At 70.2% G+C, this 14,581-nt stretch carries 13 protein-coding genes; 9 read left to right on the forward strand and 4 right to left on the reverse strand.

All coding sequences use genetic code 11. The features are described from left to right. Positions 1-161: 161 nt before the first annotated feature. Positions 162-1,457: a BNR repeat-containing protein gene (locus tag AB0K10_RS15645; RefSeq protein WP_363683877.1), complete on the forward strand. Its 1,296-nt coding sequence runs from the start codon at positions 162-164 to the stop codon at positions 1,455-1,457. 82 nt (positions 1,458-1,539) lie between these two features. Here the strand turns inward: AB0K10_RS15645 and AB0K10_RS15650 are convergent, their stop codons facing one another. After that, a complete protein-coding gene (locus AB0K10_RS15650; RefSeq protein WP_363683879.1) occupies positions 1,540-2,355 on the reverse strand; it encodes an alpha/beta fold hydrolase in 816 nt (271 codons plus the stop codon). Positions 2,356-2,408: 53 nt separating this feature from the next. Between AB0K10_RS15650 and AB0K10_RS15655 the strand changes: the two genes are divergently transcribed. Beyond that, complete coding sequence (locus AB0K10_RS15655) at positions 2,409-2,813, forward strand: helix-turn-helix domain-containing protein (RefSeq protein WP_363683881.1); 405 nt, start codon at positions 2,409-2,411, stop codon at positions 2,811-2,813. 13 nt (positions 2,814-2,826) lie between these two features. On the opposite strand, the gene AB0K10_RS15660 is transcribed toward AB0K10_RS15655, so the two are convergent. Next, complete coding sequence (locus AB0K10_RS15660) at positions 2,827-3,717, reverse strand: IclR family transcriptional regulator (RefSeq protein WP_363683883.1); 891 nt, start codon at positions 3,715-3,717, stop codon at positions 2,827-2,829. 147 nt (positions 3,718-3,864) lie between these two features. On the opposite strand from AB0K10_RS15660, the gene AB0K10_RS15665 reads away from it, so the two are divergent. The 6 genes from AB0K10_RS15665 (at position 3,865) to AB0K10_RS15690 (ending at position 10,951) form a co-directional block, all read left to right on the forward strand. Beyond that, positions 3,865-5,070, forward strand: a complete 1,206-nt coding sequence (locus AB0K10_RS15665) for a fumarylacetoacetate hydrolase family protein (RefSeq protein ID WP_363683885.1) — start codon at positions 3,865-3,867, stop codon at positions 5,068-5,070. Next, entirely contained in the window at positions 5,067-6,584 is a 1,518-nt protein-coding gene (locus tag AB0K10_RS15670) for an aldehyde dehydrogenase family protein (protein WP_363683887.1), read from the forward strand. Before AB0K10_RS15665 ends, AB0K10_RS15670 begins: the two co-directional genes overlap by 4 nt. A 76-nt stretch (positions 6,585-6,660) precedes the next feature. After that, positions 6,661-8,388 (forward strand): IlvD/Edd family dehydratase, encoded by a 1,728-nt coding sequence (locus AB0K10_RS15675; protein ID WP_363683889.1) that lies wholly within the window; start codon positions 6,661-6,663, stop codon positions 8,386-8,388. Between the two features lie 76 nt (positions 8,389-8,464). Then, positions 8,465-9,484 carry a LacI family DNA-binding transcriptional regulator gene (locus AB0K10_RS15680; RefSeq protein ID WP_363683891.1) on the forward strand — a complete coding sequence of 340 codons (1,020 nt, stop codon included), beginning with the start codon at positions 8,465-8,467 and terminating at the stop codon, positions 9,482-9,484. 134 nt (positions 9,485-9,618) lie between these two features. After that, entirely contained in the window at positions 9,619-10,446 is an 828-nt protein-coding gene (locus AB0K10_RS15685) for an SAM-dependent methyltransferase (RefSeq protein WP_363684249.1), read from the forward strand. A gap of 37 nt (positions 10,447-10,483) precedes the next feature. After that, a complete protein-coding gene (locus AB0K10_RS15690) occupies positions 10,484-10,951 on the forward strand; it encodes a hypothetical protein (protein ID WP_363683893.1) in 468 nt (155 codons plus the stop codon). A gap of 152 nt (positions 10,952-11,103) precedes the next feature. On the opposite strand, the gene AB0K10_RS15695 is transcribed toward AB0K10_RS15690, so the two are convergent. Continuing rightward, entirely contained in the window at positions 11,104-12,894 is a 1,791-nt protein-coding gene (locus AB0K10_RS15695; RefSeq protein ID WP_363683895.1) for an extracellular solute-binding protein, read from the reverse strand. Positions 12,895-12,978: 84 nt separating this feature from the next. Further along, on the reverse strand, positions 12,979-14,280 hold the full coding sequence (locus AB0K10_RS15700; RefSeq protein ID WP_363683897.1) for a serine/threonine-protein kinase: 1,302 nt from the start codon (positions 14,278-14,280) through the stop codon (positions 12,979-12,981). A 58-nt stretch (positions 14,281-14,338) separates the two neighbouring features. Between AB0K10_RS15700 and AB0K10_RS15705 the strand changes: the two genes are divergently transcribed. After that, positions 14,339-14,488: a hypothetical protein gene (locus AB0K10_RS15705; RefSeq protein ID WP_363683899.1), complete on the forward strand. Its 150-nt coding sequence runs from the start codon at positions 14,339-14,341 to the stop codon at positions 14,486-14,488. The last annotated feature ends 93 nt before the right edge of the window (positions 14,489-14,581 follow it).

The raw sequence follows: 14,581 nt of genomic DNA on the forward strand, positions 1-14,581 counted from the left end.
CGACGGTTATTAGCAAGGGTTGTTTACAGATCCCGGGCGGCCGGTGGATCGCCAGCGCCAGCGGTCCGGGGTGCAAAATGTCCAGACGCACTCCCCGCTATCCGTTGCCGGCGTCCTGATCGGACGGTCCGCGTTGGCACTACCCAGGAGAGGATCTTCGAATGACGGTCTCGGCGGCCTCCCCGACGGTCAACACGCCGACCACTACCACGCTGACCACCCACGGCCGCACCGCCGAGAGCTACACGGGCCTGATGAACGGCGAGTCGTTCCAGCAGGACGGCATCGTCTCGCACCGACGGTGGCAGTACGCGGCGTTCTGGGACGACGAGGGCTACGTCAACGTCTCCCGGCGTCCGACGAACGGCACGTGGCAGAGCATCCGCCTGACGGACTACCGCACCACCACCACCGATTCGCACAACGTGATCAGCATCGGGCTCTCGCACGTGGACGGAAGCATCCACCTCTCGTTCGACATGCATTCCCAGCGGTTCCGCTACCGCAAGTCGGTGGCCGGCATCGCCACCTCGCCGGACACCGCTACCTGGTCACCGGGCATCTTCGGCGCCGTGCGGAACAGCCTCGCCGGACGCGACCTGGCCGTCACGACCTATCCGCAGTTCACCACCATGCCCGACGGCAACCTGCAACTGACGATCCGTACGGGGGAGAGCGGGAACGGCAACCAGGTCCTGTTCGAGTATCAGAACGATGCGTGGAGTTTCGTCGGCATGATCATGAACGGCACCACGCTCGGCAACAACGCCTATCTGTTCGGCTTCGAGTACGACGGACCGGGTGTGCTGCACACGACCTGGACGGTCCGGGAGACCACGGACGCGAGCAGCAACCACGATCTCTACTACGCGTACAGCACGGACCGAGGCCGTACGTGGCGCAGTGGTTCGGGTGCGTTGATCGGCACCGCCGGCTCCAGCCCGATCTCGACGACCACCGCCGCGGCGCGGTTCTGGGGGATCGGGCAGAACCGCGGCCTGATGAACCAGGAATCACAGACCGTCGACTCGGCGGGGAACGTGCACGTCCTGGCGTCCCACCTGCCGCCGTCGGCACCGAGTGACGCCGTCTTCACCAACGCTCGCGCCAGCGCGGTGCTCGTGCACTACTGGCGTGAGGCGGCGACCGGCCAGTGGCGCCAGCGAATCCTCGGCTACCAGGCGGGCGTCAGCCGTGGCGACATCGGCGTCGATTCCCGGGACAATCTGTTCGTGGTGAGCGCGGCCTCGAACACGGGCGTGCTGCAGGTCGCGACGGCGTCCCGGGCCTCGGGTTGGTCGGACTGGACCGTTCGCTACCGGTCCTCGGCGATCTTCACCTCCGATCCGCTGCTCGATCACCGCCTGCTGAGGTCCCACGACATCGCCAGCGTCTTCGCGCCGCACCAGGGCGGCAGCCGGATCGACGTCCTGAACTTCACCAGCGCCGGGAACTGACCCACCCGGTCAGAGTGGCACGAGCGGGAGCAGACCGGGTTCCCGCTCGTGGCGCAGTCGTCGCGACCCGGCCGCCGCTCGGCTAACGGGACACGGCAGAGTCGCTCCAGAGCAACTGCGCGACGGCGTCCGGGCGGTCCAGCGGCACGATATGCCCGCTGCGGGGAATCAGCTCACCGGAAAGGTCGTCGGCAACACCGATGAGCTGCCGGTGGAGCAGGTCGCCGACGGTGTTGCCGCCGACGGCCAGGGTGGGCACCGTCAGCCGGCCGGCCGCGGAGATCGCCGTCGCGTTCTGCTCGGCGGCGCGGTAGTAGCCGAAGCCGCAGCGCAGTGCCTCACGACCGGTGTACGCGCTGACGAACGCGTCCCGGATCTGCGGGAGCACCCCCCGTCGCTCGAAGGTGCCGGCCGCGAGGAAGAAGTCGAGGTACTCGGCCTCGTGGCCTTCGAGCACCGTCTCGGCCAGCCCGGGGGCCGAGTGGAAGCCGAACCACCACGGTGGTGCCGGGAATCCGCCGGGCAGGCCGGGAAGGGCCGCCTCCATCAGCACCAGGCGGCGCACCCGGGTCGGGTGCAGCGCGCCGAGCAGGAAGGCGGCGGGCACGCCCGCGTCCAGGGCCACGACCTCAGCCTGCTCGACCCCCAGCGCGTCGAGCAGGCCGAGCATGTCACCGGCGCCGGTCGCCGCGTCGAACCCGTCCGCCGCGCGAGCGCTGTCGCCGAGCCCTCGAAGGTCCGGTGCGATGACGCGTCGCCGTCCACCCAGCAACGGCAGCACCTCCCGCCACACCTGCCAGGTGTGTGGCCAACCGTGCATCAGCAGCACCGGCGGGCCGGCGCCGTCCAGGGCGACGTTCAACTCGGTGCCGTTGGTCCGGATTCTGCGCAACTCCATGTCCGACCTCCGTTGGTTACCATTAGTTACCTGCTTAACATGGGAGATGCCTGATGACTTGGCAAGACGGCACTTTCGCGCCACCTGGTGAGGCCGCGGTAACCGGGGACCTGTTCAGCCCGGCGTGCCCGACCCGGCAGCTGCTCGACCGGATCGGCGACAAGTGGACGTCGATGCTGATCAAGGTGCTGGCGGAGAATCATCCGGCGGAGCTCGGGTTCGCGGAGCTCCGCCGCCGGGCCCCTGGGGTGTCGAACAAGATGTTGTCGCAGACGCTGCAGAGCCTGTGCCGCGATGGTCTGGTGACCCGACGGGTCGAGGCGAGCGTGCCGCCGCGCGTCCATTACGCGCTCACCGCCCTGGGTCTCTCCCTGGATGCCCCGCTGGCAGCGGTCCGGGCGTGGGCCGAGCAGCATATTTCTTCCATCGAAGAATGCCGTCGTCGCCCTGGTCAGTAGGGGCCGCGCGTCGTCAGGGCGCGGACCGGCCGTCACCGTCCGGGTCCACGGACGGCCGTGGGTAGCCGAGTTCGTACGAGATCTGGTCGGCGGTCTCCAGGAGGAGCGGAAGGTTGCTCTTCAGTTGGTCGAGGCTCGCGATGACCTCGATCGCGGTGATCGAGGCGGCGGCGATGACCTGACCTCGCGAATCCCTGATCGGTGCGGCCACGCACAGCACGTACGCGTCGTGCTCGCCGTTGTCCACCGCCCAGCCGCGTTCGTGGATGCGGGCGAGTTCGGCTTCGAGGGCGTCGTGGTCGGTGAGGGTGGTGTCGGTGAATCTCTCGAAGACGACGGGGGAGAGAAGTCGGTCGCGTTCCTCCCGCGGCAGGTGGGCCAGGATCGTCTTTCCCACCGCGCTCGCGTAGATCGACACCGCACGCCCGATCCGCGAGGGCAGCTTGACGGCGTCGAACGCGGGACTGTCCACCTTGTCGATATAGATGATCTCATCGCCGGTCAGTTGTGCCAGGTGCACGGTGTGGCCTGTCGCGCGTTGCAGCGCGCGGAGGTGAGCGGCGGCGGGCTGGCGCAGGTCCATCGAGCCGAGCGCGAGTTCGGACAGCTCGATGAGCCCGCTGCCGAGCACGTACGTGCCCGCCCCGGTCCGGCGGACGAAGCGAGCCGATTCCAGCGTCTGCAGGATCCGTAGGGCCGTGGACTTGTGGACGCCGAGCACGTCTGCGGCCTCCGTCAGGGACAGCGGATGTTCGGCCGAGCGCCGGATGAGGTCGATCGCGCGGCGTATGGATTGCGCCAAGGCTGCTTCTCCCCTCGCGCGGCGGCAGCACCGTGACGGCCATTGCATCATGTGCAATAGATGCGACGCAATGCGCAATCGTCTCTTGACAGCGTTGCGCATGTCGCTACGATCGTTGCAATTCCATTCGTTGACGCCAACTCGTAACAGTGGAGTGACGATGGGTCATCAGTGCGCTCGTTTCGGCTTCCCCAGGGCGACAGGTGCCCTCGGCCCGGTCGCCACCGCCCGCACGCCCGCAACGAGTACGTGTTCGCGGTGACCCGAGGGCCGGCAGCCGACGCGGACTGGTTCGGGGCGGCCGCCGATGCGTTGCCGGACGATGTGGACGCCGTCCTGATCGGCCGAATCTGGGACCCTTCCGTCGACGGCCCCACGCCCGTTGCCGTTCGAAACGGCGAGGTCATCGACCTCAGCCACCGGTTCCCCACCATCCGGGACATCTGCGAGCTACCCGACCCGGCGGCGACCGTGGCCGAGCTCGACGGCGCGCGGGTGGGCGACATCGGGGAGATCCTGGCCAACACGGTTGCCTTTACCCGGGACCGTGGCCGGCCCTGGCTGCTCGCCCCGGTCGACCTCCAGGCGCTCAAGGCCGCCGGCGTGACCTTCCCCATCTCGATGCTCGAACGCGTCATCGAGGAGCGGGCACGGGGAGACCTGGCGCTCGCGGCGGACATCCGGCAACGGATGTTCGCCGACATCGGCGTCGACCTGCACGACCTGGACCCGGGCTCGGCCGAGGCCGCCCGGCTCAAGAGCCTGCTGGTCGCCGAGGGCATGTGGAGCCAGTACCTGGAGGTGGGGATCGGCCCGGACGCCGAGATCTTCACCAAGGGGCAGATCCTCTCCGCCGTCGGCACCGCCGTCGACGTGGGCGTGCTCGCCGCGTCGACCTGGAACAACCCGGAGCCCGAGGTCACCCTCATCGTGGCGTCCAGCGGCCGGATCGTCGGCGCCACACTCGGCAACGACGTGAACCTGCGTGACATCGAGGGCCGCTCGGCGCTCCTGCTTCCCCTGGCGAAGGACAACAACGCCTCCTGCGCACTCGGCCCGCTGATCCGGCTCTTCGACGACCGGTTCGGCATGCAACAGGTCCGCGAACTCGAGGTGCGCCTGGAGGTCCGCGGCGTGGACGGCTTTCTCCTCGAGGCGGTCTCGGAGATGACCCGGATGTCGCGCGACCCGCAGGATCTGGTGCGCCAGCTGATCGGCCCGCACCACCACTATCCCGATGGCGCCGCGCTGATGCTCGGCACCATGTTCGCGCCCATTCAGGACCGGGAACGCCCCGGTGAGGGCTTCACCCACAAGATCGACGACGTGGTACGCATCAGCTGCCCGGCACTCGGCACCCTGGTCAACCGGGTGCGGCACGCCCAGGAGTGCGAGCCGTGGCACTTCGGCGTCCGCGATCTCATGGGCAATCTGGCAAGGAGAGGGCTGCTGTGAACGTGGTCAGCACGGTCGATCCGCGCGACGGTAAGCGTCGCGCGACGGATCTCACCGAGACCGACGAGTCCCGGCTGGAGGTGATCGTCGGCCAGGCGTCCCAGGCGACGCGGTGGTTGGCCGGAATCGGGAGGCTCGGCCGGGCGGACCTGCTGGACGCGGTCGCCGCGTCTCTTCAGACCCGTCGGGTGGATCTGGTCGCGGCGGCCGAGGCGGAGACCGGGCTGGCCCACGCGCGGCTGGACCAGGAGCTCACCCGGGCCGCGGTCCAGTTCCGGATGTTCGGCGACGTGCTGCGCGACGGGGCGTACGTCGAGGCGGCCATCGACCACGCCGCCGACACACCGCTCGGACCCGGCCCGGACGTGCGGCGGATGCTCGTACCCCTCGGGCCGGTCGCCGTCTTCGGGGCCAGCAACTTCCCGTTCGCCTTCTCGGTCGCCGGCGGTGACACGGCCGCCGCGCTCGCCGCGGGGTGTCCCGCGGTCCTGAAGGCCCACCCGTCCCACCCGTTGACCTCGCATGCCTCCGCCGCCGCGATCTCCTCGGCCATCGGCGACCTCGGCGGCCCCGAGGGGGTGATCGCCCTCGTGTACGGGGAGCAGGCCGGCCGCTCGCTGGTGCGTCATCCCGCGATCCGCGCGGCCGCCCTGACCGGCTCGGTCAACGCCGCCCGCGCCATCCAGGCCGCCATCGACGAACGACCCGACCCCATTCCCCTGTACGCCGAGCTGAGCAGCGTGAACCCGATAATCGTCCTGCCCGACGCGGCCGCCGACCGCGGTGACCAGATCGCCGAAGGGCTGTTCGCCTCGTTCACCGCCTCCGGTGGTCAGCTCTGCACCAAGCCCGGCCTGGCGTTCATCCCGTCGGATCCCGGCGGCGATCGGCTGGTCGACACGCTGCGGGAGAAGGTCGCCTCCGCGGGCGGCACGGTCCTGCTCAACGAGCGCATCCGGGACGCGTACGAGCGCAGGGCAACGGAGTTCGAGCGGGCCGGCGCCCGGGTTTCGGCGCGGCCCCAGGTCGACCCCGGGGAGGGCTTCACCGCCGCACCGAGGCTCCTGGAGGTCGACCTGCAGGGCCTGACCGCCGAGATCGCCGACGAGTGTTTCGGGCCGCTCATGGTCGTGGTCCGCTATCACGACGCCGGCGAACTCGACGCCGCGCTGGACGCCGTCCCGTCGTCGCTGACCGGCTCCGTCCACCGCGGCCCGGGTGACGACGCCGACGTCGTACGCCGGTTGGTAGACGTGCTCGCCGCCCGCGCGGGTCGCATCGTCTTCGACGGCTACCCCACAGGTGTACGGGTGTCGTGGGCTCAGCACCACGGTGGACCCTGGCCGTCGACGAACGCCGTGCACACGTCGGTGGGCGCGACGTCGATCCGACGGTTCCTCCGCCCGTTGGCGTGGCAGGACGCCCCGGCCTGGGTGCTTCCCGAGGAGTTGCGCGACGAATACACAGCCATTCCCCGACGTGTCGATGGGAGGTTGACGCCAGCTGTCGAATAGGGCGCCACGCCGATGAGGGAGCAGGATCAGGGCGGTGCACCTCGCCGCCGTCCACGGATGACAGAGAGGTGTGCCGATGTCGACGACGGATCGTCCGCTGCGCAGCGGGCAGTGGTTCGGTGCGGAGGGCCGCAACGGGTTCATCCATCGGTCCTGGATGCGCAACCAGGGTTTCGCGGACGACGTCTTCGACGGTCGCCCGGTGATCGGCATCGCCACCACCTGGTCGGAGCTGACGCCCTGCAACGCCCACCTGCGGGACCTGGCCGAATCGGTGAAGCGGGGCGTGTGGGAGAGCGGCGGTCTGCCGCTGGAGTTCCCGGCGATGAGCCTGGGTGAGCCGCTCATGCGACCCACCACCATGCTCTACCGCAATCTGCTGGCCATGGAGTTGGAGGAGTCGGTCCGCGCCAATCCCCTCGACGGGGTGGTCCTGCTCTCCGGCTGCGACAAGACCACTCCCGGCCTGCTGATGGGTGCGGCGAGCGTCGACCTGCCGACGCTGATGATGACCGGCGGCCCGATGCTCAACGGCAAGTTCCGCGGCCAGGACATCGGCTCCGGCACGGTCGTCTGGCGCTTCACCGAGGAGATGCGGGCCGGCCGGATGACCGCCGCCGACTGCGCGGAGGCGGAGGTCGGCATGTCCCGCAGCCGGGGCCACTGCATGACCATGGGTACGGCGTCAACGATGGCCTGCGTGACCGAGGCGTTGGGCGTGCAACTGCCCGGCGCTGCCGCCGTGCCGGCGGTCGACTCCCGGCGGTACGCACTCGCGCACACCGCCGGACGTCGGATCGTCGCCATGGTCGGCGAGGACCAGCGCCTGTCCACGGTGCTCACCCGTGCGGCGTTCGAGAACGCCATCCGGGTCAACGCCGCGATCGGCGGCTCCACAAACGCGGTCGTGCACCTGCTCGCGATCGCCGGACGCCTCGGCGTGCCCCTGTCGCTGGAGGACTTCGACACCCTCACCGCCGACGTGCCCCTGCTCGTCAACCTCATGCCGTCCGGGGCGTACCTGATGGAGGACTTCGCCTACGCGGGCGGCCTCCCGGTGGTGATGAAGGAGCTCGCCCCGCTGCTGCACAGGGATCACGTCACAGTCAGTGGCCGGAGCGTGGCCGAGAACGTCGACGGCGCCCAGTGCTGGAACACCGACGTCATCGCCACCCTGGAGGAGCCGTTCCAGCCCGCCGGTTCCGGCACCGTGGTGCTGCGCGGGTCGCTCGCGCCGTCCGGGGCGGTGCTGAAGGTTTCCGCCGCCTCCGCCCACCTCCTCACGCACACCGGCCCGGCCCTCGTCTTCGACCGGATCGAGGAGTACGTCGTCGCCGCCGACGACCCGGATCTCGATGTCACAGCCGACACGGTGATCGTCGTCCGCAACGCCGGGCCACGCGGCTACCCCGGCTTCCCCGAGGTGGGCAACGTACCCATGCCCCGCCGGTTGCTCGCCGACGGCATCACGGACATGGTGCGGATCTCGGACGCCCGCATGAGCGGCACCGGCTATGGCACGTGCGTCCTGCACGTGGCGCCGGAGGCGGCCGTGGGTGGCCCCCTCGCGCTGGTACGCACCGGCGATCTGGTCCGCGTCGACGTCACCACGCGCCGCCTGGATCTCCTGGTCGACGACGCGGAACTCGCCGAACGCCGCTCCGCCTGGGTCCCACCGCCGCCGGTGGCCGAGCGGGGGTGGACACGGCTGTACAGCGAACATGTTCTGCAGGCCGACAGCGGCGCGGACCTCGACTTCCTCGTCGGTGGCAGCGGCAGCGCGGTGCCCCGCCACTCACACTGACGGCCGGGGAACGGACGAGGAAACGCCTCATGGAAGAACGGACGGCCCGCCAGTGCGAGTTCACGCGGAGAAAGCGGTGACGGCCGCCCACCGTCCGCCGGTCATGGCGGACGTCGCCCGTCTGGCGGGCGTGTCGCACCAGACGGTGTCCCGGGTCATCAACGGGGCGCCGGCCATCAGGCGCGAGACACGGGAACGGGTTCTCGAGGCGATCCGACGGCTCGACTACCGCCCCAACACCGCCGCCCGCGCGCTGGTGCGCGGACGCTCCGGGATGATCGGCATCATCGGCACGGCCAGGACGCTGTTCGGTCCGACGAGCATCCACCGCAGCGTCGAGGACGCCGCCCGCGCCGCCGGCTACTTCGCCACCTCGGTGAGCCTGTCGGAGGTCACGGTACGGGCGCTCAGCGACGCCACCGAACACCTCATGCGCGTCGGCGTGGAAGGCGTCGTGATGATCGCCGGCAACGACGAGGCTCTCGAGGTGGTGCGGATGACCCGGTCCGGCGTCCCCTTCGTGGTCGTGGAGGGCGACGTGTCCAGGGCCAGCGTCACCGTCGGGGTCGACCAGGTGCTCGGCGCCCGGATGGCGACCGACCACCTGCTCGGCCTCGGGCACCGGGAGATCGTGCATGTGTCCGGCCCGCTCAACTGGGCCGAGGCCCGTGCCCGCCGCGACGGCTGGCGCGCGGCGATGAGTGCGGCGGGCCTACGCCCACCCGAGCCGGTCCAGGGTGACTGGAGGGCACACAGCGGCTACGTCGCCGGGCTGCGGATCTGCGAGATGCGCGGGACGACAGCGGTCTTCGTCGCCAACGACCAGATGGCCATCGGTGTGCTGCGCGCGCTGCACGAGCGCGGGCGGCGGGTGCCCCAGGACATCTCCGTCGTCGGATTCGACGACGTTCCCGAGGCGGCGTACCTGGTCCCACCGTTGACCACGATCCAGCAGGATTTCGACGCGGTCGGCCGACGGGCCATCACGGCCGTCACACAGGCCATCGACGACACCGTGCCTCAGCCCCTGCCGTTGGTCGTCCCCACGCTCGTGGTTCGAGAGAGCACGGCGCCTCTGAGCGGGACCGGCAGGTGAGCGACGGGGCCGGGGTGTGGCGCGAATTGCCGACCTTCTATTAGCGTGGCACGCCCAGGGGTGACCGCTTCCTCGACAGGTCCGCCCGCGACGGCGTAGTGTACGCGAGCGAGACGAGGGGATTCGTCGTGACCATGGAATCGCCGACGACCGGCCGGCCCGAGGCGGGCGAGGTCGGCTCCCCGCAGAACATCGACACGTCGGTGCCGCATTCGGCGCGGATCTGGAACTACTGGCTCGGTGGGAAGGACAACTTCGCTGTCGACCGCGAGGCCGGCGACCAGTACCGGCAGGTCTTCCCCGGCGTCGTCGACGTCGCCCGTGCCTCGCGGCAGTTCCTGGTCCGCTCGATCAGGTTCCTCGCCGCCGACGCGGGCATCCGCCAGTTCCTCGACGTCGGCACGGGGCTGCCGACGGCCAACAACACCCATGAGGTGGCGCAGCGGATCGCGCCGGACGCGCGGATCGTCTACGTCGACAGTGACCCTCTGGTGCTGGTGCACGCCCGCGCACTGCTGGTCGGCACGACCGAGGGCAGGACCGCCTACATCGACGGTGACCTGCGGGAGCCGGCGGCTGTCGTCGCCGAGGCCGGCAAGACGCTGGACTTTCAGCAGCCGATCGGTCTCATCCTCAGCGGCGTCATGGGCCACGTGCCCGACTACGCCACGGCCCGGTCGATCACGCGCCAGTTGGTGGCCGCCCTGCCGAGCGGCAGCTACCTCTCACTGAACGACGGTACGAGCCTGATCAGCGCCGAGATGCAGCAGGCGCAGGACGACTACAACGACAGCGGCGCGACCCCGTACACGCTGCGGTCGCCCGCCGAGATCGCCGGCTTCTTCGACGGCCTGGAGCTGGTGGAGCCCGGCGTCGTACCGTGCCCTCAGTGGCGACCCGACGACGCGGTCGACACACCCGCCGACATCGACGCCTTCGGCGGGGTGGGCCGCAAGCGCTGACACTCGCTTGGCCGGCCCACTACTGCGGAGTGTGCACGTGTTCCTGACGTTGGTGCGCCGCCGCGCCCGATACGCGGTGACGGCCACGCTGCTCACCGTCGCCGCATCCGGGTGCGGTCACGACGGCAACGAGACCCAGCGGTACGCCGACCGCATACGGGTAGAGGGATTCACGCTGGTCAAGACGGCGTACGCGAACGGCGAAGGTCGGTCCTACCTCGGCCCGGCCGGCGGCGGCGTGCCCGCGGTCACCGCGCCCGGGCTCACCCTGAGTGCGGGCGGCACTGATCTGTCCTACCTGTTCTTCGACTACCTGGCCGCCGGCGAGGGCACCGACTCGGACACCGGCAGCTGTCGGGTGACCGTGTACGAGATCCGGGACCGGACCAAGGCGGTGGGCTACCTCGATGACGACCTGACCCGCAGCCAGCAGCAGTCGGTGCGTGAGGGCACATCGAGGGTCGTGCACATCGACGTGCTCTGCGACGCGCAGGCCGACACGTGACACGGCGCCGGTCAGTGAAGACCAACGGCGGAGACCACCGCGCCCAGTGCGGAGACGCCGAGTGCGCCACCGAGCTGTCGCATGGTGTTGTTGATCGCGGAACCGACGCCGGCCGCCCGGCTCTGAGCGCGCTGGTCCGGGCAGGGAGAGCGTCAGAAGCTGCTCACCAGTTTCACGAATGCCTCGTCGATCTTGGCGGGGTCGGTGGCGTCGAAGGCCTTGCCCGACGATGCCTTGGCGATCTGGTCCAGGGTGGCGAAGTCCGACTCCCGGTCGAAGGCGATGCAGAACACCTTCACCGGACGCTTCGGGTCCAGGGCGACCTCGGCGAGCAACCGGGCCAGGTCGTTGTCCTTGCTGTACTCGTTCTTGCCGTCGGTCAACACGACGATCGCGTTGATCCGCTGCGGGTCGTACCTCTCGACAAGCTCGCGGTGTGCGGCCCGGACCGTCGCGTAGAGCGCGGTGCCACCCTCGACATGCAGGCCGGCGATCTTGCTGTTGATCCGCTTCTGGTCGAACTCGTCGAGAGGCACCTCCGTCCGGTAGGGGCCCTTCGGCCGCTTCGGGGTCTCCGAGGAGAACGACAAGAGCCCCACCCGGTCTTCGCTGTTGAGCAGCGCGAGGCCCTTGCCTGCCGCCGCCGAGGCCACCTGGAAACGGGTACGGGTGCCGACCATCGTCTGCATCGACCCCGAGGTGTCCAGGGCGATCAGGATGTTGGCCTTCTTGCGGAGCGTGCGCCAACCGTCAAGCATCGCACCGACCACCTGCGGGTCCGGGGGATCGAAGTAGCTGAGTCCGCCGCTGGGCTCGGCGCCGACGCTGGCGAGCAGCTCCGCCGAGGCGCGGCGCTCGTGGTCCCGGAAGCCGAGGCGGGCGAAGCTCTTCTGCTGGGCGTCCTCGGTCAGGAATTTCTGGAAGTCGGCCGCCGCCGCACGCTGCCGCTGATCGGCGGAGGGCAGCACCACGAACGGGTGGTCCAGGTTGAACGTGCCCTCCTTGGGATGGATGGCGACCAGCGGAACGTTCGGCCGGCGGCCCCGCTCCTGCCCGTCCTGGCGAGGGCTCAGCGCACCCGTGTTGTAGAGGTCCACCAGCTCCTCCTGCAGGACGATGGCGCTCATGTCGTCAGTGCTGCCCGCCCCGCCGGCCAGGTCCGCCTCGGCGAGGCTGCGGAGCAGGTCCACCGAGTCGTCGCTGTAGTGCGACACGTTGGCCTCGATCCGGCGGACGAACTGGGTGACCGCCGGGTCGGCCAGGTCGGACCGGGTCAGGTCGCTCGACCGTTGCACCGCCGCGTAGTAGGTGGCGATGGTCGCCGCCAGCCCGGAGGTCGACAGGTTCGGGTTGTCCTTGCCGAAGGTGAAGCGGCCCCACTCCGGCTTGCCGAAACCCGCCCACCCGTCCCGCCCGGACAGGCCCAGGATCTCCCCCCAGCCCAGCGGCCCGCGCTGGCGTAGCAACTCGGCCTTGGGCTGCGGCATCGCGATCACGAGCGGGCTGTTGGCTATCGACGGGTAGTGGTCCGGAGTCTGCAACTCCCGCCCGGCGGCCTTGTCGAGCAGGCGGAGCTGACCGGTCCACAGGCTCGACGTCGGCAGCCAGACCTGCGGCTGCGGCAGGCCGGTGTGGGTCCAGCCGGTGGCCAGCGCCTCGGTGGCCTTGCCCGAGTTCAGCGCGCTGACGTGCACCTGGGCGCAGCCGCCGCCGTCGATCGACCGGTCGCTGCGGTTGTAGCGCTGTGCCAGCTCGACCAGCAGAGCCGCCTTCTCCGTGGAGGAGTTGACCTGGAGGACGGCGGCGCAGTCACCGCGTGCCCCCTCGTTGCCCGCTTCGCGCTGCCGGACGAACACGAACGCCCCGGCGATGACCACCAGCCCGGCGGTGACGGCGGCGGTGTACGGCAACCACTGCCGCGTACGCGTAGCGGATGGGGCCATCGGGACGTCCTCCTCGGCGGGCGGCTGGTGGCAGTCAACCTATCGATCCGATGCCAGCCGGCGATCCTGACCCCAGCGCGCCTGTCACTCGTGGTCGGGTCGTCCCCCGACCGCCGTCGCGACCAGCAGTCGAACCAGGTAGACCACGATGAAGGTGACCGCCCCGGCCGCGGCGGCGGGGCCGACCGCGCTCGACGCGACGTAGCCGGCGGCGGCCCCAGCCGAACCGAGGAAGAGCGCGGTCGAGATGCCCCAGGCGTCGAGGGCCTCACCACGCAACCGCAGCCACGCGCCGCCACCACCTCCGGCACCGACGCCGGGCGTCGTCACCGGCTGGAGTGCGGGCCGTGTCGTCACCGGTCGGGTCGGCTGGGCCTGGGCCGGCACCGTCGGCGCTGTCGGCGTCTGCGGCTGTGTCGGCGTCTGCGGCTGGGTCCGGCGCGGCTGCGGCGCCGTTGGCGTGACCTGCGGCAGCGGGTCGTTCGGCGTTGGTGCGCCCGCGGTCTCGTTGCCGACCTCCAGCAGGTTGTCCCGACGTAGCGGCTCGCTGACCGTGCCGGCCTGCCGGAGCAGTCGCACCAGCACGTGCTCGGCGGCCGGCCGGTCGGCGGGGTCCTTGGCCAGGCACTCCCGGATCAGCTCGTCCAGGACGGGAGGCAACGCCGGCAGGGCGGGCGGATCGTGCAGCACCCGGTGCATCACGGCGAAGAGCGAGTCGTTGCCGAACGGTGGTTGACCACCGGCCGCGAAGGCGATCGTGGCCGCCCAGGCGAAGACGTCGCAGGGCGGACCGACGGCGTCGTTGCGGAACCGTTCGGGTGCCATGTACGCGGTGGTTCCCATGACCCGGCTGGACGCCGTCTCGGTGACACCCAGCGCGCGGGCGATGCCGAAGTCGATCACTCGGGGACCGTCCTCGCCCAGCACCACGTTGTCCGGCTTGAAATCGCAGTGCACCACGCCGGCGCTGTGGATCGCGGCGAGCGCGGTGACCGTGCCGACCGCGAGCCGGTGCAGGGCGTTTCCGGTCACCGGGCCGCGCTCGCGGACGTGGCGGTGCAGGGTCAGGCCCTCGATGAACTCGCTGACCACGTAGGGCCGTTCGCCGTCCACCTCGGCGAAGAGCACCTGTGCGGTGCAGAACGGGGCGACCCGGCGTGCGGCGGCGATCTCCTTCACGAACTGCGACCGCGCCCGGGGGTCACTCAGATCGATGTTGACCATCTTGACCGCGACCCGGTCACCGGCGTCGTCCTCACCGAGGTAGACGACCCCCTGCCCACCCGCGCCCAGCCGGCCGACCAGCCGGTACGGGCCGGCGGTGACCGGATCGTGCGTCCACAGTTTCGCCAACCCTGGCACCGGCGTGCCGGCCAGTTCTGACATCCCGACTCCATAAGCGTCGTGCCCGGCCACCGGCGGCGCAGGACACGGCCATCGTGCCATGTCGGCCGTCGACGGCGAGTCGGTCGCCACCCTCGCGGTGCCGTTGGCCGCCGAGGCCGTCCGCAGCAACGCTCCTGGCACGAGAAACATGACGCTGTGGAGGTGGCTGAACACGTTGTGGAACACCGTGTTCAGCCAACAGGTGTGACTGAGATTTCACGCCGAAATTCGGTAACCAAATCGGCTGACCAACCCGTCAGGTCAGTGATGGATCGCCACCGCGGGCGGCCAGCCGAGAAGG

It is taken from the genome of Micromonospora sp. NPDC049274, assembly GCF_040678875.1.
GTDB lineage: Bacteria > Actinomycetota > Actinomycetes > Mycobacteriales > Micromonosporaceae > Micromonospora.